The 24,882-nt window shown below is 57.9% G+C and carries 17 protein-coding genes; 3 read left to right on the top strand and 14 right to left on the bottom strand.

Features of this window, described 5'->3' with window-relative positions:
- Window positions 1–156: 156 nt before the first annotated feature.
- From K2F33_RS16690 to K2F33_RS16660, 7 genes are all read right to left on the bottom strand, one after another.
- Window positions 157–765, bottom strand: coding sequence for a RodZ family helix-turn-helix domain-containing protein (locus K2F33_RS16690; RefSeq protein WP_263882498.1), 609 nt, complete (start codon window positions 763–765; stop codon window positions 157–159).
- 100 nt (window positions 766–865) lie between these two features.
- Window positions 866–4,318 carry an AAA family ATPase gene (locus tag K2F33_RS16685; protein WP_263882249.1) on the bottom strand — a complete coding sequence of 1,151 codons (3,453 nt, stop codon included), beginning with the start codon at window positions 4,316–4,318 and terminating at the stop codon, window positions 866–868.
- A 1-nt stretch (window position 4,319) separates the two neighbouring features.
- A complete protein-coding gene (locus K2F33_RS16680) occupies window positions 4,320–5,492 on the bottom strand; it encodes an exonuclease SbcCD subunit D (RefSeq protein ID WP_263882248.1) in 1,173 nt (390 codons plus the stop codon).
- A gap of 304 nt (window positions 5,493–5,796) precedes the next feature.
- Window positions 5,797–9,867 carry a helicase-exonuclease AddAB subunit AddA gene (gene addA / locus K2F33_RS16675; protein ID WP_263882247.1) on the bottom strand — a complete coding sequence of 1,357 codons (4,071 nt, stop codon included), beginning with the start codon at window positions 9,865–9,867 and terminating at the stop codon, window positions 5,797–5,799.
- Entirely contained in the window at window positions 9,848–13,378 is a 3,531-nt protein-coding gene (gene addB, locus K2F33_RS16670; RefSeq protein WP_263882246.1) for a helicase-exonuclease AddAB subunit AddB, read from the bottom strand. The genes addA and addB overlap by 20 nt, the downstream gene beginning before the upstream one ends.
- A 301-nt stretch (window positions 13,379–13,679) precedes the next feature.
- The gene (locus K2F33_RS16665) at window positions 13,680–14,057 is read right to left on the bottom strand and encodes an ArsR/SmtB family transcription factor (RefSeq protein ID WP_263882245.1); all 378 of its coding nucleotides are present in this window, start codon (window positions 14,055–14,057) and stop codon (window positions 13,680–13,682) included.
- 2 nt (window positions 14,058–14,059) lie between these two features.
- Window positions 14,060–14,485, bottom strand: coding sequence for an SRPBCC family protein (locus tag K2F33_RS16660; RefSeq protein WP_145131668.1), 426 nt, complete (start codon window positions 14,483–14,485; stop codon window positions 14,060–14,062).
- 271 nt (window positions 14,486–14,756) lie between these two features.
- On the opposite strand from K2F33_RS16660, the gene K2F33_RS16655 reads away from it, so the two are divergent.
- Window positions 14,757–15,848: a hypothetical protein gene (locus tag K2F33_RS16655; RefSeq protein ID WP_318672616.1), complete on the top strand. Its 1,092-nt coding sequence runs from the start codon at window positions 14,757–14,759 to the stop codon at window positions 15,846–15,848.
- A gap of 195 nt (window positions 15,849–16,043) precedes the next feature.
- Entirely contained in the window at window positions 16,044–16,364 is a 321-nt protein-coding gene (locus tag K2F33_RS16650) for a MazG-like family protein (RefSeq protein ID WP_263882244.1), read from the top strand.
- Between the two features lie 188 nt (window positions 16,365–16,552).
- Here the strand turns inward: K2F33_RS16650 and K2F33_RS16645 are convergent, their stop codons facing one another.
- Both K2F33_RS16645 and K2F33_RS16640 read right to left on the bottom strand, forming a co-directional pair.
- Window positions 16,553–17,677: a hypothetical protein gene (locus K2F33_RS16645; RefSeq protein ID WP_263882243.1), complete on the bottom strand. Its 1,125-nt coding sequence runs from the start codon at window positions 17,675–17,677 to the stop codon at window positions 16,553–16,555.
- A 168-nt stretch (window positions 17,678–17,845) separates the two neighbouring features.
- Window positions 17,846–19,216 (bottom strand): class I SAM-dependent rRNA methyltransferase, encoded by a 1,371-nt coding sequence (locus K2F33_RS16640; RefSeq protein WP_263882242.1) that lies wholly within the window; start codon window positions 19,214–19,216, stop codon window positions 17,846–17,848.
- A 148-nt stretch (window positions 19,217–19,364) separates the two neighbouring features.
- Between K2F33_RS16640 and K2F33_RS16635 the strand changes: the two genes are divergently transcribed.
- Window positions 19,365–20,336, top strand: coding sequence for a Na/Pi cotransporter family protein (locus K2F33_RS16635; protein ID WP_212984462.1), 972 nt, complete (start codon window positions 19,365–19,367; stop codon window positions 20,334–20,336).
- A 64-nt stretch (window positions 20,337–20,400) separates the two neighbouring features.
- On the opposite strand, the gene K2F33_RS16630 is transcribed toward K2F33_RS16635, so the two are convergent.
- From K2F33_RS16630 to prmA, 5 genes are all read right to left on the bottom strand, one after another.
- Window positions 20,401–20,829, bottom strand: coding sequence for an NUDIX hydrolase (locus K2F33_RS16630; RefSeq protein WP_263882241.1), 429 nt, complete (start codon window positions 20,827–20,829; stop codon window positions 20,401–20,403).
- Between the two features lie 122 nt (window positions 20,830–20,951).
- The gene (mtaB, locus tag K2F33_RS16625; protein ID WP_076169785.1) at window positions 20,952–22,292 is read right to left on the bottom strand and encodes a tRNA (N(6)-L-threonylcarbamoyladenosine(37)-C(2))-methylthiotransferase MtaB; all 1,341 of its coding nucleotides are present in this window, start codon (window positions 22,290–22,292) and stop codon (window positions 20,952–20,954) included.
- A 2-nt stretch (window positions 22,293–22,294) separates the two neighbouring features.
- Entirely contained in the window at window positions 22,295–23,059 is a 765-nt protein-coding gene (locus K2F33_RS16620) for a 16S rRNA (uracil(1498)-N(3))-methyltransferase (protein WP_089548225.1), read from the bottom strand.
- 117 nt (window positions 23,060–23,176) lie between these two features.
- Window positions 23,177–23,866: a site-2 protease family protein gene (locus K2F33_RS16615; protein ID WP_076169783.1), complete on the bottom strand. Its 690-nt coding sequence runs from the start codon at window positions 23,864–23,866 to the stop codon at window positions 23,177–23,179.
- The gene (prmA, locus tag K2F33_RS16610) at window positions 23,866–24,840 is read right to left on the bottom strand and encodes a 50S ribosomal protein L11 methyltransferase (protein ID WP_263882240.1); all 975 of its coding nucleotides are present in this window, start codon (window positions 24,838–24,840) and stop codon (window positions 23,866–23,868) included. The genes K2F33_RS16615 and prmA overlap by 1 nt, the downstream gene beginning before the upstream one ends.
- Window positions 24,841–24,882: the final 42 nt, after the last annotated feature.

Here is a 24,882-nt window from a genome sequence, read left to right as displayed (position 1 = left end):
TTTTCTTTTCTTATCATACCGGATATAAAATGACCCGTCCAATGTCCCCGATGTATCCGGCTAAGAAATAGTTCAGCTGGCGCGCAACGAAACCAAAAGAAGAGGGACACCGGTTCTCCCGGTATCCCTCTTCAGATTCGTACGTTATATCAGATATTAAAAAAATGGCAGCAGCGACAGCGCCGTCAATCCGGCCAGAGGCAGAATCAAACGGTTAAAGCGGCGTCCGTAGAACGGGTACCCAAAGCCGTAGCCGTATCCAAACGGAGGATAGAAGCCTGGGAAAAATGCTCGGTAGTCATATCCCGGGAAACCTCCGCAAGGGTGGTAGCAGCCATGATGGACCGGCATCACCGCTGGCGCCACGTTGGCCGGAGCTACATGAGCCGGAGCCACGTTTGGTGACACGTTAGCAGGCGACACATACGTCGGAGCTACGTTTGCGTTCGGTGACACGTTTGCAGGCGACACATACGTCGGAGCTACGTTCGCGTTCGGCGACACATGTGCAGGTGACACATACGTCGGAGCTACGTTCGCGTTCGGCGACACATGTGCAGGTGACACATACGTCGGAGCTACGTTCGCATTCGGCGACACATGTGCAGGCGACACGTTTTCATGGCCGACCGGTACTGCCAGATACAGCTTCTCCTCATCAACACTTTCCACAAATCCGTCATGTACGCTTCCGTCCGCCATTGTCGCGCGGACATAGCGGTACATATGTTTTTTGCATAACTCTATGGCCTCAAACTTTTCCATTGCCCTTCACAGCCTCCCAATTTCAGAAGATTTACATCAACATCGTATTCAAGGCTGGGCGAATGGCTACTGTCTTTTTCAAAAAATTATGGATGATGGCCTACAGCGTTTCAGGAACGATCCGCGAGCCGCCTCCGGCCTGCTCGGCAGGCATCACGATCAGCTTGCGCGGAAGACGGGCCCGCAGCTCGGGCACATGGCTGATGATGCCGACCGACAAATGATCGTTATGCAGCTTCTCCAAAGAAGTGATTACCGTATCGAGCAGCTCGGGATCCAGCGTCCCGAAACCTTCGTCAAGGAAGAAAAACTGCAAAGGATATTGGCCCCGGAGCTGAATTTGCGCAGACAGGGCCAGCGCAAGGGACAGGGAGGTCAAGAAGGTCTCGCCTCCGGACAGGGTAGACACCGGACGGCGCACCCCGCCGTTGGCGTCATCCCGAATCAGGAAGCCTCCCCCGGAATCGACCTCCAGCGCATAGCGCTGCTTGGTCAAGAAGCGCAGACGCTGCGAAGCAGCCTGGCTGACCTGCATCAGCTGCTCCTCGGCAATGTATTCGACGAAGGCATTGCCCCGGAGACAGGACTGCAGCTTGGAGAGCTTCTCGGCTTCCTGCTGCCGCTGCTTGCGTACTAGCTCCAGCTGCGACCAGCGGACATGACGCTTCTCCACGTCGTCCAGGTCTCGCTCCGCCCTTGCCCGCTGCTGAAGCGCCGTCTCATCGCGCTCCCGGCAGGCAGCCAGCTCCGCGGAGATCCGCTGCCACTCTTCTTCGGTCACGCCGCGGCCGTCCAGCTGCTCTGCCAAATGGCGGAGCTGCACCTTAATCTCCTGCTCCCGTTCGCGGTGCAGCCGGACCCGCTCCGCGCTGTGCACTTCTTCGTCAGGCGGCATGCAGGCGTCTGCCACTTCCTCCGACGTGGCGAACGGAGAAGCCGCCAACTGCTCGTCCCAGCGGGCCTGCGCTTTTCGGCAGTGCTCCTCCGCGGATTCCGCCGCCTGGGCTGCCATCGCCGCCGCTTTGGCTGCTTCATGCTTAAGCTGCTCGGCTGCCTGACGCTTCTCTTTGGAGCGCGCCGCAGCTTCCCGAAGGGAGAGCAGGCGCTGCTTGCAGCCTTCCAGCAGCCGGTCGGCGGACTCGCTGCCGACCCAGGCCTGAAGGCGCCGCTCCTTCTCGGCCAGCAAATCCTGCTTGCCCTGCAGCTGGGCATCCCATTGAATGAGCGACTTGTCGAGATCGTTGATCTGCCGCTCCAGCGATTGGACCGAGGCCGTTTTCTCCTCGATAAAAGGGATGCTGATCTGCAGCCGCTCGCGGATCTCTTCGGCCTGCGCATCCTTCTGCTGGATTTCCGCGGACAAACGGTCCGCCTGCTCCGGCTGAAGGTCCGGAAGCTCCCGGCGCCACTCCTCCTGAAGCCTTAGGTATTCCCGCTTCTCCGTTTCAAATCGGTCGCCCAGCTTGGTGAACGTTTCCCGAAGCGACTCGATTTCAGCCGTCCGCTTCACCTGCAGCGCGCTCAGCGCTTCCCCCCGCTCCTTCAGCGCGGCATGCTCGCGCTGAAGCTGTCTCGTGGAGGATGCCAACGCTTCGGCGTCCTCCTCCATTTTCCGGATCCGGGATTCCCACGCGGGCCTGGAAAATGACTCCACTTGCTCCGGATCCGAGACCAGTTCGAGAGCAGCGGCCGCTTCGCCTGCGCCTTCCAGCGGGCCAGAACCGGCCTTGAAGGGAGCCCCTGCCCCCACCTGGACCCCGGGCTCGTACGATTCCAGCAAGCTCCGGGTCTCATGTACAAGCTGGCGCCCGCTCAGCCGCAGCTCCTGCAGCTGCTGGCGGAGAAGCCGCAGCAGTTCCAGCAGACCGTCATCCGCAACAGGCGCATCCTGATCCGGAGATACCGGTGCCGGATGATGGGATGAACCGCATACCGGACACGGTTCTCCCGGGCGCAGCTCGGCGGCCAGCGCCAGCGAAAGCGCGTGGAGCTCCCGCTCTTTGGAGGAAGAACGGACCAGCGCCTCTTCCTGGTCGAGGCGGGACAACGCCGCCTCCATCCGGCTGTCATGGCCCAGAACCTGCTCCATATGGGCCGAAACCGCGAGCGCGAACCGCTTCTGCTCCTGCAGATGCTGCTCCCGCTCCTGCGCAGCCTGCTGCAACAGCGCTTCGGCTCTGCTTTGCTTCTCGCCATGCTCTTTAAATTCAGCCTCAGCGCTCCGCAGCCGCTGCTCGCTTGCTCCCAGCTGCTGAACGTGCCGCATCGCCTTATGCAGCCGTTCACGGTCTTTCGCTTTCACTTCCAGCCCCTTCAGGCTTTCCTGCAGCTCAGACTGCCGCTTGAGCCCTTTGGCGAGCAGCTCCTGCTCCTTGGCCAGAGCTTCAGTCCGTTCCTTGCTTTCATGGGCCGTCTTTGACCGCTGCTCAGCCAGCTGCTGCAGCACAGTCTTCAGCTCGTCCCGCTCCCGCTGCAGCAGTACCGCCTGCTCCAGCTGCTCCTGGCGCTGCAGCAGCTTCGGCTCCTCAGCGGCAAGCTCCCGGTGCGACGCATCGTCGGCGGCAGCGGCCTCCCGGGCCGCCGTATCCGCGGCCTCAGCCTTCGTCTGAAGCTGCTCCGCCTCCCGGGTGCGTTTGTCCCATTCCTGCCTGCTGTCCGTCCACTGCGTATACAAAGGCATGATTGCCCGGGCCGCAGCGGACTGTCCCAGCCGGCGCTCCAGCCGGACAATCGCTTCTTCTTCGGCGGAAAGCCGGTGGAGCTCCTGTTCACGCCGCTCCTTCTCCAGCTGCATCTCCCTGAATTTGCCGGCCTTCTCGGCCTCCTCGGTCATTTTCCGCAGCTTCAGCCGCGAAGCCTCCGCCTCCAAGGCGGCTTCCTTGAGTCTGTTCCTCGCTTCGTCCACCGCTTCCGCGCCTGCGCTGCCGAGGCCTTGCTGCTCCGCCTCCACTTCCTTCAGCGCAGCATCGTTGTCCTTCACCCGCCGGCTGAGCTTCTGCGCGAGCAGGTCGCCGTATTTTTCCAAATGGAACAGGCGCTGCAGCATCTGCCTGCGCTCACTGCCCTTCAGCGACAGAAACTCGGCGAACTTCCCCTGGGGAAGGACGACGGCCCGCGTAAAGTCTTCCATTTTCAGACCGATTTTGTCTTCCACGCAGCGGGTGACTTCAGCCAGCTTGTCTGCCATAACCGTTTCACCTTCCGCGGTGACCTCGATAAACCGGCTAACCGTATTGCTGACTGACAGCTCGTTGGTTCTTTTAAAACGGCGCTCCACTCTGTACCGCTTCGGTCCGTCCGCGGAACTGAGTTCAAAGGTAAAGGAGACGTACAGTGCATCTTCCGAATGGTTCATGATGCCCTGCGTGCCGTTCACCGCACGTTCGACTTTGCCGTACAGAGCCAGGGTCATTGCGTCCAGAAGCGTCGATTTGCCGCTGCCTGTCGGTCCAAAAATACCGAACAGCCCCATCTGGCACAGCTCGTCAAAATCGATCTGCTGCATTTCGCGATAGCTCTGCAGACCCGACAACTTCAGTGTGATCGGCTTCATGTTACGCTTCCTCCTTTACCTCTGCGTCTTCCGAAGTGAGCGCAAGGAACAATTCAACGAGCGCATCATCCGGCTCGGCTCCTCCGGTCTGGCGCTGGTAGAACTTCCGGAAGAGCTCCGGCACCGGCAGGCTCGACCGGCTGTACTCCACCTCGACCTGTTCCATCTCGGGATACACGGGACGGATATGTACGAACCCTTCGTGACTTTTGCGCAGCCTGTGAATATCCCCAAGAGACATCGCTTCGGTCAGCGAAATCTCCAGATCGATAAAACCGTTCGCATCCCTGCCTTCATCCAGCCAGCGATGAACTTCCTCCAGTCCACCCTTTGCTTTCCACCGGATTAACGGCCGGCCGCAGGACAAATAAACCTCCTCCATTACGGGCTGCTGCCCCGGGGCCACATCGATGATGGAAACGGACTTCGCTTGACCGGCCTCGGAAAAGCTGTAGGCGAGCGGGGACCCGCTGTAGCGGATCATTCCATCACCCTTGACCGCCTGAGGCCGGTGCAGGTGGCCAAGCGCCGTATACTGGGCTCCAACCGCAAGCGCCGATGGGTCCACCGTATACGCGCCTCCGACCTGTATCGGCCGTTCCGAGTCGCTTTCCACGCCGCCAAGCACGTAAATGTGGCTCATGGCCAAATTGACGGTCTCGGGCGTAAAGCTTGACGCCAATTTCCGCATCAGCATGCCTACGCGGGCGCTGTATGCCCGGCGGAGCTCCTCTTCGTCGCCTTCGGCGGCGAGCAGCTCATTTAAGCGGGCTTCGGACGGATAAGGGAGCGCCGCAATCTTGGCGATCTCCCCGGTCCGGACCGCTTGAACCGTGACGGCTTCGGTCACGGGAAGCCCGACCAACGTGATTCCCTGCCGGGCGACCAGCGGCGTTACCGACGAAACCCGCTCGGGCTGATCATGATTGCCCGCAATGACCACGAGCGGCGTCCCTCCTTCCGTCAGCCGGGCCGCCGCCTCATAAAACAGCTGTTCCGCTGCCGCCGGCGGATTGACCGAATCATAGACATCCCCGGCCATCATGACCACATCAATCTTCTGATCGTGTACGATCCGGACCAGTTCCTCAACGAAATCTTCCTGCTCTTTCATCCGGCTCCGGCCCTCGAGCGTCCGTCCAAAGTGCCAGTCACCCGTGTGAAGTATGCGCATCCTGCTTCTCCCTCCTGAACTTGCTTTCGCGCAAGCCGTGAACCCAGACGGATTCATGCCGTGTATGGGTCACACCTAAAAATGAAAACACTCAGCCAACGATCCATTCCTAAACCCGATCGCGTCTAAGAATACATTCAAATTCTACTAAACAATCGATTCTATTAAACTATCGACTCTATAAATTATCGATTCAAAAAACGATCAAACTGCCATTTAAAAAACAATCAGATCAAGAAATCTATCAACCGAAGAACCTGTCCAATCGAAAATACTACCAAATCAAAAAGCACTGAACACCCCACTACAGCAACACGGACTGCTTGGCATCCACAAAGTACAGCCATTTCTCCTGGACCGCCTCACCTAATATATCTTCCAGCGCCCGGGCATACAGTTCCAGCTGGAACCGATAGCTCTCCGCCAGAGCGGCTATTCCGCCGCGGTGTTCCAGCACCCGGTCGGTTTTATAGTCGACGATGACATATTTACCGTCCTGACGGAACAGGCAGTCGACGATCCCTTGAATGAGCACCACTTCGTCCGAAGTCCGGGTTCCTGCATCCGATGCCTTCATCGGTATGATGTTCCCTTCGTTAAAACGCTCGGTCGCAAGCAGCGCTTGATGCGCCTCATGAGCCGGAAGACCGTAGCTGAAAGGCATTTCCCTCGACACCCACTCCGCCGACTGCAGTCTCTTTCCGATGTCGCTGTCAAAAAAGGAGGCGATTTGCTCCGGCTCCACGATCTCCGCCTGCGAGCTTGTAAGGATCGCCAGTTCGACCAATCGCTGCAGCGTCGCTTCCACGACCCGCAAATCTACCAATCCCGCATCCAGAGGGATGTGCTGCATGACGGTATGGTACACCGTTCCCCGTTCCGTAGGACTCATCCGGCTCTGCTCCATAAATTTGGGCCGGCGCAGGGCAAGCGTACCCGTCTGCTGGGAGGCAGGCAAACTGTGCTCCCGCCGGACCCGGGTCTCCTCGACCCAGTCCAGGGTGGGCCCGTCCTGCAGGGCAAGCAGCTTTTTCATTTCGGTCACGGACGTTTTGGCCGAGAGCCGGCTGGCGGCAGCATGCGGATACTGCCAGTTCAGCCGGGCGGATATTTGGTCAGGTGACAAAAAAGAACCTCCATCCGGCGCATCGCTGCCCGGGAGTACCGTCTCTCTGCGAAGAAGCGAATTCAGCTTGCGCCGGCGCTCCGGCGTCGATTCTTCCGCTTCCTCCCAGCCCCCAAGCGCCGCCAGCGTGAGATCCTCTGTGGAGAGGATCGAAATGCGCCAATCCGCCGGATCGCTCTCCAGCGCGGAGGCCGTCTCGCCTTCCAAACCGCCGAGCTCGCGCAGCTTGGCGGCCGCCGGGTGGCGGATCAGCGCAGGCCCGACCCAGTCGAGGTAGCTTCTGCCCCTGGCCAAGAGGTAATCGGGGAGCATCAGCTCCGGCCGGCTCTGCACCTGGGCCCAGGAGGACACCTTTTTCTCCAGATCCTTCACCGTCCCGATCAAGATCATCTTTTCTTTCGGCCGGGTCAGGCCGACGTAGAGCACACGCATTTCCTCGGCAAGCAGCTCAAGCTGGGATCGGCGGCGGATGGCCAGGTTCGGGAGTGTCGGATAGCTGACCCTCTTCTCGGTATCCACAAATTTCGGTCCGAAGCCAAGCTCTTTATGCATCAGGAACGATGCGTTCAAATCCTGCTGGTTGAACATTTTGGACATGCCTGCCAAAAACACGACCGGAAATTCGAGGCCCTTACTCTTATGGATTGTCATAATCCGCACTGCGTTGTCCCGGCTTTCAGCCGTGCCTGGTCCGCCCAAATCTGATCCGTTGTCACGCAGTCTGGAAATAAACGTCAAAAAGCGGAACAGTCCGCGGGAAGATGTCGTCTGTTCAAACTGGACCGCCCGGTCGTGCAGCGCCTTCAGATTGTCCTGCCGCTGCATTCCTCCGGGAAGGCCGCCTACCCAATCCAAATATCCCGTTTCCCGGTACAGCAGCCAGATCAGATCCCCCAGGCCGCCTTGACGGGCAATATTTCGCCAGCGTTCCAGCGAAGCCAGGAACCCTGCCAGCTTCCGCTGCAGTTCTGGAGAGAGGCTGAATTCCTCATCCACTGCTTCCGTTTGTTCCGCCCACTCCAGGGCGGCGGCACTTTCAGCGTATGCAGGGAGCATCCCTTCCTCGTCCGGAATCGAAATTGAATCTCCAGGCTCCGCAGACGCGGGAACCGTCCCTCCTGCAGCCGCCATGACGGCCTCATAGAACGTCCCCTTCCCGCATAACCGGACCTGTGCCAGATCTTCTTCGGTCAGGCCGACGATCGGCGAGCGCAGCACGCCTGCAAGCGGAATGTCCTGCCGGGGGTTATCGATAATCTGGAGCAGGGACAGCATAATTTCCACTTCGGTCGCCTGGAAATACCCCTGATTCTGCTCCCCGTCGGCAGGGATGCCGAGCTGGCGCAGCTCCTCCATGATCAGCGGCCCCCAAATATAGGCGGACCGAAGCAGGATGACCATGTCGCCGTAACGGACAGGCCGCATCGCTTTGGTCTCCTTGTCGAACACCTGCATCGGCCTAGGCGATGTGTCACCCAAGATAGCGCGTATTTTTTTGGCAATCGCTCTGGCCTCAAGCTGAGCCGTCTCCATTTCGGCGGCCTCGCTCTCCTGGATCAGACCTCCGTTGTCGCTGTCCTGAGGCTCTTCCTCAGACGCCTCCCCGCCTCTGGCCTTGTCAATCAGCACCAGCTCCGGCACGTACGGAGACGGCCCTGAAGCCCCTTCAGGCTGGGCTTCCGGATAAGAAGCTCCGTAAACGAGCTCCGCCCGCTCATCGTAGCTGATCTCCGCCACCGTCTCATTCATCAGCTGGCGGAACACCATGTTCACGGCATGCACCACTTCCAGCCGGCTGCGGAAGTTACGGGCAAGGTCGATACGGATGCCGCCGCCCTCGGCGGAAGCATACCTGCGGTACTTGTCCAAGAACAGGCTAGGCTCCGCCAGGCGGAAGCGGTAGATGCTCTGCTTGACGTCGCCGACCATGAACCGGTTCCCCGGCAGCTCGCGCGAAATCAGCTTGACGATATCTTCCTGCACACTGTTGGTGTCCTGATACTCGTCCAGCAGCACCTCGTCGAACTGTTCCTGATATTCCATGGCTGCGTCCGAAGGGAGCGGCTGACCCGGCACCGAATCCGGGTGGCGCAAAATTTGCAGGCAGTAGTGCTCCAGATCGCTGAAATCCACCGCGTTTCTTCTCTGCTTTTCATGAAGATAGCGGTCACCGAACTCAATGACGAGCTCCGCCAGCTCCTTCATGAGCGGCGCCGCCCGGTGCAGCTCGGCCAGAAAGGCATCGGCCGGCCGGCCAAACAGCGCCCCCTTCAGATCCTGCACCGTTTTCTTGACCGCTTCCCGCAGCTCCTTGACCCTTTCCTGCAGTGCCGGGTCGGTCTCCTCCTTGCGGCAGCTCTTCAGCTTGCTGAACGAAACCGTCTGAAAGCGTTCGAACAGCTCGTCCCACGGACGGTTGTCCAGCGCATCCCTGAGCGACTGAACTACCTCCAGATCGGCGTTCAGGTTATCCAGATAGGGCCCCGGTCCTCCGGGCAGCAATGTCAGACGCCGTGCCTGATCCAGCAGTCCTTCGGCCCCGGCAAGCGCCAGCCTCGCATCCTGAAGGATGCTCTTGACCCACTGGCTTTCGCCCAGACTAGCCGTATCCGGCAGCAAAAAGGACTCGGCCATATCCCGCAGCCACTGATCGGGCCAGGAGTGGCTGCGTGAGAAATCATAGAGCCTCTGCACCAAATGGTGGACGGCATCGTCCGTACGCTCACCGCTGAACCAATCCACCAGCGCGATAAAATCGCTGTCCTCCGGCTGCTCCCCGTATTTCTCCTCGAACAGCTCCTCCAGGATTTCCTGGCGCATCAGCTCGGCTTCATTCTCGTTCAGGATCCGGAACCCCGGATCAATCGGAATCATCTGATAGTACCTGCGAATCACTTCAAGACAGAAGGAGTGAAGCGTCGTGATGGAAGCACGCCCGAGCAGGGACAGCTGCCGCCGGAGGTGGGTATTCTCCGGATCCTTCTCCAGCTGCCGGTCCAGCGCGTCGCGGATGCGCTCACGCATCTCGGCCGCAGCCGCCTTAGTGAACGTAGCGACAAGCAGCCGGTCCACGCTGAAGCCCTGCTCCTCATTCAAAATTTTCCGGATGATCCGTTCGACCAGAACGGCCGTTTTCCCTGAGCCTGCCGCCGCCGCGACCAGAATGTGATCGCCGTGAAGCGAAATCGCCTTCCACTGATCGTCGCTCCACATGCTGCCTGCCGGCTTTTCAATTTCGATCATGCGCATCTCCTCCTTGGCGGCTGGACATCATTTCCCATACCTGCGATTTATTTGGCTTGCCGAGCATATGGTAATGGTTGCCCTCGACATTTTCGTCAAACTGGCACACTGGCTTGAACGGACAGAACGTGCATGCCGTCTCCTGCTGGATGCGGTAAGGCTCGATGTCCACGTCCCCTTCAGTAATTCTCGTTCCAATCCGGGTGATATTGTCCCTGACGGAAGACAGCAGCGTATCCCACTGATCCGGCGTAGCGACCGATGCGGAGCTGTAGAAGCTTCCGTCCGATTTAACGGCAACCGGAAGGATGGATGAATGGCCTTTGTCCAGAGATGCGTCCATTTTGGATATGACGTCGCGGTCGGCCAGCAGCAGCCCCTTCATTTTAAACCGTTTGAGCAGCTCTTCCGCCGCCTGCTCCATCGTCAGCCCGTTGCTCGACTGCAGGATCGGATCATGCACGTGAAAATACAGCGTTCCCGCCGGCAGCGCCTTGCTGCCCAGCCAGTGCTCCGCATAGGTCAACAGCACGTCCAGATAGGTCAGCATCTGCAGGGACAAGCCGTAGTACACCTCATGAAGCCGCAGGTCCTTCTGTCCGGACTTATAATCGATTACGCGCAGCAGCAGTCCGTTTTCGCCTTGGGCCATATCCACCCGGTCGATTCGCCCGATGACCTCCATCACCGTTCCGTTCTCAAGGGAGAAGGTCAGCGGAGGCAGCGGTTTACCGGGGCCAAAATCCAGCTCCAGGCCGACCGGCTCAAAGCTACCCCGCCGTGCCTGCTCGCCCAGAATGACAGAGGCGCGGCTGACGATGTTTTTGAGCTTGCGTGAAATGTAGCCGTAGCGCTTGCTGCTCATCAAAATTTCTCCCTGCAGCATCGGAGCGAGGCGCTCTACCGTTGTTTCCGCTTCGCGCCGGCACTCTTCGGCCGTCAGGCTTCCCCAGCTCCGTTTCTGTTCCTGCAGCCGCAGCGCCATTTGGGTCAGCGCCGCGTGGAACAGCTGGCCGATATCCGGCGCCTGCAGGCGGTACAGCTGCCGTTCGCGCAGCTTCAGCCCGTGTGAAGCGAAGTGCGAAAACGGGCAGGCCACGAACCGCTCCATGCGGGATACGCTCGTCCGGATTTTGGCACCGTACAGCCTGCGGCTGGTCTGCGGCTCCAGCTGGCGGGTATCGTTGCGGTAAAACAGCGACCACAGCAGCATATCCAGCGGCCCCTTCCATTCCCGTTCCCGGATATACCAGTTGTACACATCCCACCACAGCTGCGGAATTTCCGCGCCCTGCTTCCATTTGCGCAGCTGAATGATCAAATGGCTGAGGCTCTGGCGGGGGTGGGACAAATACGCAAGCAGCTCTTCTTCCCGCTGCTCTGCCGATGGCTGCGCCGACAGGCGGCGAACCGGCAGACCCGGGAACATTTTACGGACATGCCTCACTACTTCAGACGGCAGCAGCTCCTTGCCCTCATCGTCTGCGGCCGGATAGCTGACCCATACATGCCGGCTGGCCGAGGTCAAGGCGTTGTAAATCAGGAACCGTTCGTCGAGCAGCTTGCGCGAAATGCCAGGCGCCAGCTCCATTCCGGTTTGCGACAGAAGGGAGCGCTCCTGTTCGGTCAGCACCCCGTCATCCTGAAACACGGCCGGGATGACTCCGTCGTTGACACCGAGCAGAAACGCGTACTTTACGCCACCCGTCCGCGTCCGGTCCATATTGCCGACCAGCACCTGATCAAGCGCAGGCGGAACGAGACCCAGCTTCAGTTCGCTCAGTCCCGTTTCCAGAATGCCGGCAAACAGCTCGAAGGCCATCTTCTCCGTACCCATCATTTCCACAATCTGATCCAGCAGCTCCAGGACCACATCCCACAGCTGGCGGTGTTCCCTCGCCGCCTCCGGACGCCCGGACTCCAGCGCTTCGCGGCTCCACAGGTCCAGCTTCTCGGGAATGTCGGCTTCCTCAAGCAGACGGAAGACCGCTGTACTGAGCTCCTCGGCGCTGCCCGCCTTCTTCACCCGCTTGCCAAATGCCAATAGCGGCTCGCTGACCACCCTCCGGCAGTGCTCCATCAGGCTGAGAAGCTGCTCTCCGGATCTGCGTCGCTCTCCGCCGTTTTCCTCCAGGGACAGGCTCGGAACGGCTTTCCATGGGCGGCCGTCCGTCCAGCGGTATCCCTGAATTCCGCAGGCGAGGGCGTAGTTCTCGAGCACGTCCATATCCTCCCGCCCCAGCGACCCGTCCAGCGGAAGCAGCAGGTCGCTCTTGATGCAGCGGAATACGTCCTCATGCCGCCAGTTCCGGCGCACGACATCCAGTGCGGAACGAATAAACTCCACCAGCGGATGGTGCAGCTCGCTTCGCTTCTGGTCGAGAAAGAACGGAATGCCGTAGTCCCGGAACAGGGGCTCCACCAAATGCTCGTAATCGCCCAAATTACGGACGAACACGGCCATTTCGCGGTATCTCGCCCCTTCCTCCCTAGCCAGGCGCAGCATCTCCCTCAAAGCCCCTTCCACTTCGGTGCGCCGATTCTCGGCGGCATAGAGGGAAATCCCTTCGGTTTCCTGAACCTGCTCTTTCTCCTGCCCCTTCCAGGGAATCCGCCGGTCATAACCGCGCTCTAAATGAGCAAGCCGCGGGCTGAGGCGGAATTTGGGCAGGTCCGATGCCGGCAGTATCGAATCGTTCGTTTCGATGCCCAGCTCATCGGCCATTCCTCTCAGCTTGATGTAAGTCGTGGCGGTCGGGTGAAACAGGTCCAGCTCATGCGGCTGCATGCTGCCGTGGTACGGCTTGTCCAGCGTGAGCGCAATGGTAACCGATGACGCATGGGCCATCAGCTCGCGAATAACCCCGTATTCCTGCGGAGTCATCCCGTGGAAGCCGTCGATCCATACGTCCGCACCTTTGACATACGACGAGCTGCGAATCCCTTCGGCCAAAGTGACGAGCGTATCTTCATCATCTATATAAAGCGGTGATATTTCCTGTTCAAAGTCGCGGTACACCGTCCATAAATCCTCCAGCTTATAGCGCAGGATCGGCGCGGCCGCCTTCTGCTCCGTCAGCTGGGTCAAATGCTCTTCCAGCACGGCGGAATCTACGCAGTACCGCTTGAGCTCGGTATACAGCTCGTTCAGCTTGCCTATGAAACCCAGCTGGTCACCGGAGGCACCGAACAGCTTCAGCTCCTCTTTGCGGCGCTGAATGATTTTGTACAGCAGCATTTTTTTGCCTTCTTCGCTGATGCCGACTCTCGCCGACCCGCCGGTCTCCTGCATCACCCGGTACGCCAGGCGCCGGAAGCTGAGAACCTGCGCACGGACGCTGCCTTTGACAGCGCCCGACGATACCAGGCTGTGCTCCGCCTGGAATGAGCCCTGCTCGGGAACGAGCAGGATCAGCGGGCTGCCCTTAGGCTCTGTTTGCAGCCGGGACGTAATCTCGCTTAGGATCGCCGTCGTCTTGCCGCTACCGGATCGTCCGATCAGAAAATGAACCGACATGGTGTTGCCTCCTTCGTATGTAAACCTCGAAAACTATTAAATATAAGTATAACACAACCTTTTTTGAAAAGAACGTATGTTTGCGGAACTGTAAAAAGGAGGCACTTACCGTTTTATGCAATTATCCGATACGCTCAACCCGAAGGAACGCCGTGTCCCGGCATGCCAAACAGCGGTACAGGAGGAGGTGATCCTCTTGTACCGCTGTCTCTTGTTTCGCTTGATTTTTACGAATGCTAGTTTCCAGCCTTCCGGCCATCATGCGGGATCATGATTCAGTATAAAGCGATTGAATCACCGGCTAATCTTGTTCCTTCTCCTTATCCACAAGGGTCAGCGGGGCAGGGAAGCGTTCGGAACCATCCGACTCCACGAAGTGCTGCAGGGCTGCCATCTTGTTCTCCCAGAAGCGTTCAAAATAGGAGTACCAATCCTTGAGCTCCTGCAAAGGCCCCGGGTCCAGCCGGTACCTCGTCTCGCGGCCGACCTTTCTTTCCTTCACCAGCCCTGCCTCCGACAGAATCCGCAGATGCTTGGAAACCGCCGTCCGGCTCATCGGAAAATGGCTGCTGAGCACCGTTACGGGCATCTCCTGATCGGACAGCAGCTTGAGCAGCTGGCGCCGGGTCGGATCGGCCACGGCCTGAAACACGTCGTGCTTGGACGCAGTCCCCGTCATGCTTACGCCTCGACGTATCTGCCCAGCTTCTGGTGGAGTCCGGCCCAGCCTTGGTCCATCGTCTCGCGCACAATCGTATGCGGCTGGTTGAACTCGGTCACTTGGTCCGCGCTCCAGCCGGAGTGGATGAGCGTCACTTCCGTTTTGCCGTCCAGCTCCTTCAGCTCGAAAACAAGCGTCCAGTCCTTGCCCCAGCGGAACGCCAGCCGGTGCGGCGGATCCACTTCGGTCACCTTGCACGGCGACATGCCGTACGGACCGGCATTAATGTGAAATTCGTGGCCTACGACGGGCTGCATGTCATTGGGCATGAACCAGGCGGACAGCCCTTCGGGAGTCGCCACCGCTTCCCACACTTTCTGGATCGGAGCCTGGAATACGCCGGTGTGGCGGATATCAGGCAAAGCATTGTTTGTTGAGTTTTCCATGTATAAGTACCTCCATATGCAGTCAATCAACCCGGTTTACATTCGAATGCGAAACCATTTGGTTTCATATGAATTATACGAAACCTTTTGGTTTCATGTCAACCCCTTGTCCTTCTGCGGCCCGTAAGCCGGAATCCAACGAAAAAAGGAGCCTTTCGGCTCCTTATATTGCTATTATAGCTCATATTTCCAAAAACAAACAGTCTACCATTTTTCACCTGACATTCTATAATGAGGACGTTCTCACTTTAAGGCAAAGGGAGGAAATACGGTGGATATCAAGGATTCTTCAAGCTCGTCTGAAAATCAGCCCGGGACGGTCGGTTCAGCAAGAGCCGCTGCAGCGGACTGGGTGATGCACCAAGCCTCAAAGGAAAAAGGATTTATGGGCGCTTATTTCACGGGTTCCACGATCGGAATGCCGGAAGATGCCCCGATGTCTCCAAGCTCCGATATCGACGTGATGGTCGTGTCCGAACTGGCGGAGCCGCCGTTAAAACCGGGTAAGTTCATATATCAGAATACCCTGATCGAAGGCTCTTACATCTCCCTATCCGAGCTGTCCTCGGTGCAAAAGGTGCTCGTCTCACACCATCTGGCAGGCCCGTTCCGGGTGAATACGATCATCTCCGATCCCCATGGCCATTTGCATCGCGTGTATTCAGAAGTATCCCGGCATTTTGCCGATGAGGTCTGGGTGCGGCAGCGGTGCGAAAACGTCCTGCAGCAAATCAAGCGGTCTCTGCTCGGTCTCGACTTGTCCTTGCCGCTGCATGACTTGTTCACATCCTGGCTCTTCCCTACGGGCATCACCACGCATGTGCTGCTGCTCGCCGCCCTGAAAAACCCGACGGTGCGGCTCCGTTATGCAGCCGTCCGCGGCGTATTGGAAGATTACGGCCTAAACTCGCTGTACCCCGAGCTGCTTCGCCACCTCGGCTGTGCCGATTTGGAGCCGGAGCGTGCGATGCAGCATGTCAGGTCGCTCGAGCGGACCTTCGACACCGCGGCCGCGGCCGCCAAAACGCCCTTTTTCTTCAGCAGCGATATTTCCCCGGTTTCCCGCCCGATCGCCATCGACGGGAGCATAACGTTAATTGAACAAGGACTCCACCGCGAGGCGGTGTTTTGGATGGGCGCCACCTTCGCGCGCTGCCATAAAATTCTCGCCGCAGACAGCGATCCGAAAGTGCAAAAGGAGCTTGCCCCCGGTCTGGAAGCATTTCTGGCCGATCTCGGCTTTCACTCCGTCCAGGACTTCAGCACGCGTGCCGCTGCGGTCATCGACTTTTTGCCGGAGGTATGGCGCGCGGCGGAAACGATCATGGCGTCCAACCCTGAAATTACCGGCCGTTCCACGTGATCTCCTAGCAGCCTATTCGGATTTCCCTTCCTTTCAATGATTTTTCAGTCTAATTAATGTGTACCAAAATGTAAATAATGGTTTTTGCCCTCAAAAATCCAGCCTTTGAATAACGCACCAACCTCTTGCCTCCATCCCTTATACTTATAGAAGTGCCTATCACTAGAACATGAATTGCACGAGGAGGCGGAAACTGTGGATGTGAACGCATTTCAGCAGTGGGTCAAGGAGTATTACGAACAGCGGGGCTGGTCGGAGCTCGATATCTTTATCCGGATCGGCTTTTTGGCGGAGGAGACCGGCGAAGTGGCCCGGGCGATTCGGGCGCTTGAAATCGGCCGGGACCGGCCGGATGAGGCCGCGGGTACGTATGACGAGCATAAGCAGGAGCTTGTGGAAGAACTTGGCGACGTGCTGGGGAATCTGATTGTGATCGCGAACAAATACGACATCGGACTGGAGGACATTTTTGCTTCCCACCGGGACAAGCTGGTCCATCGATATAAGCAGGAATGATGGTAACCCGGACAAAGCGAGAGCTTTAGCCTTGGAATTGAAAAAGCACGCTGTTTATATAGCCTGGGTAAAAAATTCAAAATCCCTTTTCGCATCCGGCGAGAAGGGATTTTTGCTTTAGTCTGCGGCGGTTGCCCAAATCATACGTGAGATATCGAATGCATCATCATTTTGCCTCGCATGGCATATTACATACCGCTGTAATAGGCCGGCAGCTCCGAGCGGTTGGCCGCCAGCCACAGCCGGTTATCCTTCGTCCAGCGCAGCGGATAGCCGACGCCGGCTTTGAGCGCCTTCCCTTTCAGAATATCGACAATCCATACGTCACTATTGGCCAGTTGGACCGCATACAAACCGGAGGGATTCCCGGATGCGGCGGTAAAGCTGGTGATGTCCGTTTCCTTTGCAACCCTTGCGTGCTGAGCTAATATTCGCCTGGCCGCGGCCGGCAGCTTAGGATCGGCTTCGTAGGACGCCCCCTCCCGGTTCAGACGGATATGAAGAACGCCACGGGTTCGGCCCTCCTTATATCCGTCAACAGGGACCGTAACGGTCTCGTTATCGTTCCAGGCTAAAGGATAAATAAATAGGAATCCGTCGCTGTGTGACAAATAGCTCACTCTCGGCCGGTGGAGCAGCTTGTTCCCGTCCCGGTCCAGCACAATCAAGTCGGCATCCGGGCCAAACGTGTCGTCCGAAGCAACCAGCAGCGCCACACGGTCGTTGTCAGGTGATGCGGCTATACCGTAGACCGGGCGGGCGGACTCGTACAGCTCCTGGGACACTCCGGATCGGGTATTTACCCGGTACAGCTTCAAATGGCCATTGACGGCATAGATCTCATGCTCACCAAGCCGGTCCGCATATTGAACATTCAGCCCAAAATCGTTCGTAAACTCCACCTGAGGCGGCGCCCATTTCGGCTGGGATAGCACGCTTATCGAACCGTTCTGCTGCAAAATCGAAGGCAGCCTGCCATTCAAGCTGTACACCAGCATCCCGGGCCCATGCTCCTCCTCATCGTCCCAAACGGGTTGATACGATGTTAAGGAATCTAGCGGCCACTCCTGAACGGTCGTTCCGTCCCCGTTCAGAAGGCGCACGCCATAGAACGGCTCCCGCACCCCGATCGGACCGATGGCTTTCTGTTCTAAATTCGAAAAGCCTGCAGCGTAACGATATTGCCCCGGCGCCGTTTGGCTAACCGGGTTTGTACAGCACCCTTCCGAATGGTTGGCAGCTGGTGAGGTGCAGCCTGAGGCTGTTATTGTTAACATCATCAGTAAGGTTAATGCGATGATTGCTTTTTTCATTGCGTCACCCCGTCGTATGCTGAATCCCTTTTTTTGGAACGTCTTACTTCCTAGACGCTAACAATCCCCCGAAGGTTACGCTTGCTTCTTTTTCAGATGAGCTTGCCGCTGCGAACACAAAAAACCTTTCCGTCCATCACGGAAAGGTTTGGTTTTTCAAGATCAAAGTTAAGCCCTGCTGCGAACTTCAAATACAGCAAACTTGAGGTAATGGCCTTCATCGACGCCGAGAATTTGCGGGTGATCCTTGCCGGCCGCACGCCATTCGATCAGGCGCAAAATTTTGCCGGCATCGGCCGCCGCTTCCTGGATCGTGGCCAGGAACAGGTCCGGGCGCATATGGTACGAGCAGCTGGCCGTGACGAGATATCCTCCCTCGTTCACCAGCTTCATGCCGTGCAGGTTGATATCCTTATAGCCGCGGCAGGCGCCCTTCACGGCGCTTTTCGTCTTGGCAAAAGCCGGCGGGTCCAAAATAACGACGTCCCACGTCCGGCCGCCCCCTGCGGTCATTTTCTTCGAGGTATCGACCTTCTCCTCGTTCCCTGCGGCCCGCTGCCGCCGTTCTTCCACACCTTTGACCTGATCACGCAAATATTGGAAGGCGTCGGCCACAACAAATTCCACCCGGTCCTCAAAGCCGTTCAGCACGACGTTTTCCCTGGCGCTCTCAATCGCGTGCTGGGAAATATCGAGGCAGGTGACCTTTTTGGCTCCATATTTGCAGGCGTTCAGCGTGAAGCTGCCCGTATGCGAAAAGCATTCCAGCACTGTGGCCCCGTCCCAATAAGGGAAGGTGACGACTTTGCCGCTTTTGTTCACCGGAAGGCTGACGCGCTCTCCGTCCTGTTCTACTTCCTGCAGCGTAATCCCGCTGCGACCTCCCCAGCCGGTCATCAGCGGAGCGATCGAAGCCCGGTTTTCCCGCTGGTCGAAGAAATAGCCCGTTTTCTGGCCTTCTTCTATGTCGACCTTCACGAACAGACCGTTCTCCGTCACGGTCACGTGGCGCGGGCATTCCCCGTACAGCGGTCCCTTGGTCTGCTCAAGCCCTTCCAGCTCGCGCACGGGAACGTCGCTGCGTTCATAGATTCCCTGCGGGCTCAGCACCTCGACCAGCGCGTCGACGATGTCCGTACGATGCACGTCCATGCCCAGCGTCAGCAGCTGTACGACCAGCACATCGCCGAAGCGGTCCACGATCAGCCCGGGAAGAAAATCCGCTTCCCCATACACGAGGCGGTAAGCATTGTCTCCTTTCAGAAATCGCTCACGGTGCTCCAGGCAGCCGCGGAAGCGTTCGGCAAAGAAGGCATGATCCATCGTCTCGACGGGATGGTACGAGATGACCCTGACCGTAATTTGCGAGGCCGGATTGTAATAGCCTGTGGCCAGGTACCGCCCTTGATGATTGACCACATTCACGAGGTCGCCCGGCTCCGGGCTGCCCTCCACCGAGGCAATTTCATTGTTGTAAATCCAGGGATGCCCCTGTTCCAGCCGCTTCTTCCGGCTGCGCTCCAATACGACGGATGCCAATCGATTCACTCCTTCAACGTTTCAAAAATGATATATGGATTCCGGCAAGTCCCCGGCTGAAGCCCCTCTTGGAGTCATGGTTGTCCAGGGCTGGACATATACGTAACTATGGTTGACTCCATAAACAACCCCAAGGAGGACTTGCAGCGTGTTTCAAACTGTTGTGTTTCCCGTCGTGTACGGGTTTGTTATTTTTATGGCCGGCATGAAGGTGATGGAGGCGGCCCTCGGCAAATGGGCAGGGCCCCTCCTGTCCGCCTTCCTGCAAAAGGCTACCGCTTCGCCGCTGAAGGGGCTCCTCTTCAGCACCGGCATCACGGCCGTCCTGCAGAGCAGCACCGCCGTCACCGTCATTACGATGGGCCTGGTCAACGCCGGGCTGCTGACGTACGAACGCACCCTCGGCATTATACTCGGCAGCAACATCGGCACCTGCCTGACCACCGAGCTGATCGGCCTGCAGATCGGACGGATCGCCCTGCCTCTCTTGACCGTCTCCCTGGTCGTGTGGGCGGCCGCCGTCATTTTCAGCGAGAGCTCCCCACCGGGAATCCGCCGCATTCAGCACCTGATGATGCCCGTCCAGTTTCTGTCGCTGGCCATCGCCGGCTTTGCCCTGGTCATGCTGGGCATCCGCGTCATGCAGAAAATCGGTCCGGCCCTGGAGCAGTCCGGTCTGTTCGGCTGGTTCCTGGACCGCGCAGCCGACAGCGTATGGTGGGGCATTGCCGCCGGCGCGGTACTAACCGCCCTGATGCACAGCAGCGCCGCCGTCATCGGCCTGGCGATCGCGCTGGCCTCCTCGGGAACGCTGCCAGTCGACGTCGGCATCGCCATCGTGCTCGGCGCGAACGTCGGCACCTGCGTGACCGCAGTTCTCGCCTCCATCGGCAGCTCTGCCTCTGGCCGATTCGTCGCCTGGACCCATGTGGTTCTGAACGTCGGCGGAGCCCTCGTCTTCATGCCCTTGATTCCGCAGCTGCACTGGGCTGTAGCGGCCATCACCGGCAGTGAAGGCGCGCAAATCGCCCACGCGCAGACGCTGTTTAATGTGATCAGCTCCCTGGCTGCTCTGCCTCTATGCTACCTGCCCATCTGGAAAAAAGCCGCACACGCCTGAGTGTATAGCTCACCCTTAAGCGCTTCGTAGGAGGACAGTTCCTCAGGCCGACCTAAGATAAGTCTTAAACCTCGATGCCGAGCAGGGACAGCCCTTTCCGCACGATCCGGTCATTATTATCATACCCGTTCTGATCCTGCCGGAGCCATGCCTCCCGCGGCTCATACCAGGCCACACCGCTGATCTCCTCCACCTGAGGCCGATGCGATCCGCCGACCGCCTCCACCAGGTAATAATGAACTTCTTTTTGAACCTGGCCATGAATCGGATGGTTGTACATATATTTAATGATGTCCACGGGGGAAATGATGCTGCCGATAATGCCCGTCTCTTCCTCGATTTCGCGCAGCGCGGTCTGCTCAACGGTTTCGCCCGGCTCCATTTTGCCTTTGGCCATCGAAATTTTGCCGTAGCGGTCCAGAATCAGCTGAATCTCCAGCCGGCCGCCGACGCGGCGGAACACGACGCCTCCTGCCGATATTTCCTTCCTCATCACCCGCTCCTCCTCCTCATGCCCTAGTACAAACAAGGATTTCACCTCCGGTGCTGCCGGAAATGAAATCCTTGCCATTCGCCCAAGATCCCGCAATGCACAGGGACCTTGCTATATACAAATTAAACCGCTTGTCCCGGTCTTTCGTCCAGCACACGCACCAGCTGGCCTTCGCACTCGTGAACGCCGGCTTTGGTCAGCTTGACGCGGCACAGCTTGCCTTGCAGGTCTTCCGGACCGTCAAAGATCAACTGAAGATAGTTATCGCTGAAGCCGTGCATTTTGCCCGGACCATGGGTTCCTTTGGAAGTGCCTTCCGGAATGACGTCCAGCACCTGGCCGACGAATTTTTGGGCATACGCCAGCTGCATCTGCTCGGACAGCGCGATTAATTCGCGCACCCGCGCATGCTTCACTTCCTCGCTCACCTGGTCGGTCATCCGCGCGGCCGGCGTGCCGTTCCGCTGGGAATACGGGAAGACGTGCATTTCCGAGAACCCGATCGCCTTCATCAGCTCATAGCCGTTCCGGTACATTTCGTCCGTTTCGCCCGGGAACCCGACGATAACGTCCGTCGTAATGCCGACATCCGGCATCGCCTGGCGGATCAGCTGCATTTTGTTGTAAAACTCTTCTGTCGTATACTTGCGGCGCATCCGCTTGAGCACCGTGTCATCCCCCGCTTGCAGCGGAATGTGCAGGTGGCGGCACATTTTCGAGGAACGGTTCAGCACGTCGAGCATCCGCTCGTCGATTTGGCTAGCCTCGATGGAGCTGATGCGTACGCGTTCCAGCCCGTCCACCTTGTCGAGATCCCACAGCAGGTCCGACAGGCGGTAGCTGTCCAGGTCGTCGCCGTAGCCGCCGGTATGGATGCCGGTCAGGACGATTTCCTTGTATCCCGCTTCCACCAGCTGATGCGCCTGAGTCACGATGCTCTTCGGATCCCGGCTGCGTGAAAGCCCGCGCGACCATGGAATGATGCAGAACGTGCAGAAGTTGTTGCAGCCGTCCTGGATTTTCAGAAACGCCCGGGTTCTGTCAGCAAAATCAGGAACGTCCATTTCTTCAAATACGCGCGTCTTCATAATGTTGCGTACCGCATTGATCGGCTCGCGGGACTGGCGGATTTGATTCACGTACGGAATGATTTTATCCCGATCCTGGTTCCCGATGACGAGGTCAACCCCGGGAATGTCCAAAATTTCGGCCGGTGAGGTCTGCGCATAACAGCCCGTCACGGCGACGATCGCTTCCGGATTTTGGCGCACGGCGCGGCGGATGATCTGCCGGCTCTTCTTATCGCCTGTATTGGTTACGGTACAGGTATTAATTAAATAAACGTCTGCGTTTTGTTCGAAATCCACCTGCTCGTAGCCTTCATTTTTAAACAGCTGCCAAATGGCCTCTGTATCGTAAAAATTCACTTTACAGCCCAACGTATAAAATGCAACGGATGGCATGTTCAAGCTCCCCCCATTTCTCCGGATTCATAAAGTATGCAGGCCAGGGCAACCATACCCGCCGTCTCGCAGCGCAGGATTCTCCGTCCCAGGCCGATGCTGACCGCGCCGGCTTCCTCCGCCGCCCGGCACTCCTCTTCGCTGAAGCCGCCTTCCGGCCCCACGATCAGAAGCACCTGCAGGCCTGCGGCAGCGCCGGTCTTCTCTATCCAAGGCTTCACTGCATCCCGCAGCTGAAGACCGTGTTCTTTCTCATAGCAGAAATATACCGCATCATACGCCGAAAACGAAGCCAGCAGGTTTTTCCAATGGATCGGATAACCGACCTCGGGCACCCTGTTGCGGTGGCTCTGTTCAGCCGCCTCTTTGGCGATTTTACTCCAGCGGACGATGCGCTTCTCTTCCTTCTTGGCATCGTACTGCACGATGGTTCGCTCCGACAAAAAAGGAACAAATGCCGCCGCACCGATCTCGGTGCATTTCTGGATCACCGTCTCCATCTTGTCTCCTTTAGGGAGGCTCTGGGCAATAGTGACTTTAACCCGCGGCTCCTGGGTCATCGCCAGCATCTCGACGACAGCGGTGGTGACAACCCCCTGGTCGATCGACCGGATTTCCACCAGCGCTTCCCGCTCGCGGCCGTCACTGACGATAAAGGTGTCCCCTTCTTTGCTGCGCATAACCTTGGCGATATGCCGTGCATCCTCACCGGTAATCTCGACGGTATCGCCTTTAAACTGCTCCTGTGATACAAAATATCTCTGCACCTTTATCAACATCCTATTTCCAAAATCACAAACTTCATCATACAACTTTTAGGTTCGCATGACCAGACCCTATTCAACAAGCGAATACGGCCTCGAACGTTCGCGTTCCCGCTCCGATTATATCGACACGCCGAACAATTTCAGGAAGGAGAACACGAACTGGTAGTTGATGCTGTTAGCCCACATATACAGCGGACTGATTGTATACATCTGCAGCACCGGAATGAACAGAATCAGCAGGAAAATAAAGATGGACCACTGCTCAAACTGCTGCAGCTTCATCCGTACCCGCGGCGGAACGATATCTTCGACGATGCGGTATCCGTCCAGCGGCGGAAGCGGGATAAGGTTGAATAAGAACAGGAAAAAGTTCATGAAGCAGAAATAGCGCAAAAACGTCGTGATCGCGAACAGCAGCCTTTCGTTCGTAATCCCGTCCAGCACCCCCGTGGCGATCAGGAGGGCGTAAATGAATGCCCCGATGATACCCAGAACAAAGTTGCTCAGCGGCCCCGCCGCAGACACGACCACGCCCATGAGGCGGGGGTTTTTGAAGTTGTCGCGGTTGACCGGGACCGGTCTGGCCCAGCCAAACCCTGCGATCACCAGCAGCAGGACACCGAGAAAATCGAAGTGAACCGCCGGATTCAGCGTCACCCTGCCCAGCAGTTTGGCTGTAGGATCTCCAAATTTATAGGCAAAATACGCATGCGAAAATTCATGCACCGTAAAGGCAATCACCAGCACGATCAGGACGAACGGAAGCTCTTCCAGCGGAAACCTGAGAATATTGTTCAGAAAATCCATTACGACCTCTTTCTCGCGACAAAGGCTACCCAGTCTTCGTCACGGCAAACGTCCTCGATCTCAAACCCGGAGTCCTTCAGCGCCTGCTGAACGACGTCTTCCTTATTTTTGTAAATGCCTGAGGCGATGTAGACGCCTCCCGGCTCGAGTGCACGGTACACGTCGTCGATAAAGAGCAGAATGATTTCGGCCAAAATGTTGGCGACGATCACTTGGACCGGCAGGGTAACGCCCAGATCTTCGCGCTGATCACCGCTTAACAGGGACAGCAGATCGCTTTCCTTGACCGTAATCTGATGATCCAGCATGCCGTTCAATTGGCTGTTTTCCTTGGCGCTCGACACCGCCACCGGATCCAGGTCCAGTGCAAGCACATGCTTCGCGCCGAGCAGGACGGCCCCAATGGCCAAAATGCCGGAGCCCGTTCCGACGTCGATGACTTCCTCCCCGCCCCGGATGACCTTCTCCAGCGTGCGCAGGCAGAGCGCCGTCGTCGGATGGGTTCCTGTGCCGAACGCCATTCCGGGATCGAGCTCGATGATTTTCTCCGCCTCGCTCACCGGCGTGTAGTCCTCCCAGGTCGGCTTGATCGTCAGCCGCTCCGATACCTTCAGCGGTTTAAAGTAAGCTTTCCAGGCGGTAGCCCAGTCGTCCTCATTCACTGTCTTGAGCTCGTAGCGCAGCTCTCCCGTGTCGATTCCGTACTCATGCAGCTGCCCGATCCGTTCCTTAACCTCGGCAATGATCTGCTCCACAGGGGACTCCTCGGAAAAATACCCTTTGATTTCCGCCTCTCCTTCCGGAATATCGTTGAGAGGCATCTCGTACCATTGCCCGAACGACGTATCCCGTTTCTTGTTCAGGGTTCCCGACTCTTCGATGGATACACCTCCGGCGCCGGCCTCATGCAAAAAATTTGAAATCATTTCCACGGCTTCTTCCGTGGTATGTATTGTAAATTCATGCCATAACATAATTCGTTAAATTCCTCCTCGACCTATGCATAAGTACCATTG

Source organism: Paenibacillus sp. PSB04, from assembly GCF_025809195.1.
Lineage (GTDB): Bacteria > Bacillota > Bacilli > Paenibacillales > Paenibacillaceae > Paenibacillus_AQ > Paenibacillus_AQ favisporus.
The sequence above is the reverse complement of the archived record's forward strand: the minus strand, read 5'-3'. Positions and strand labels throughout refer to the sequence as shown.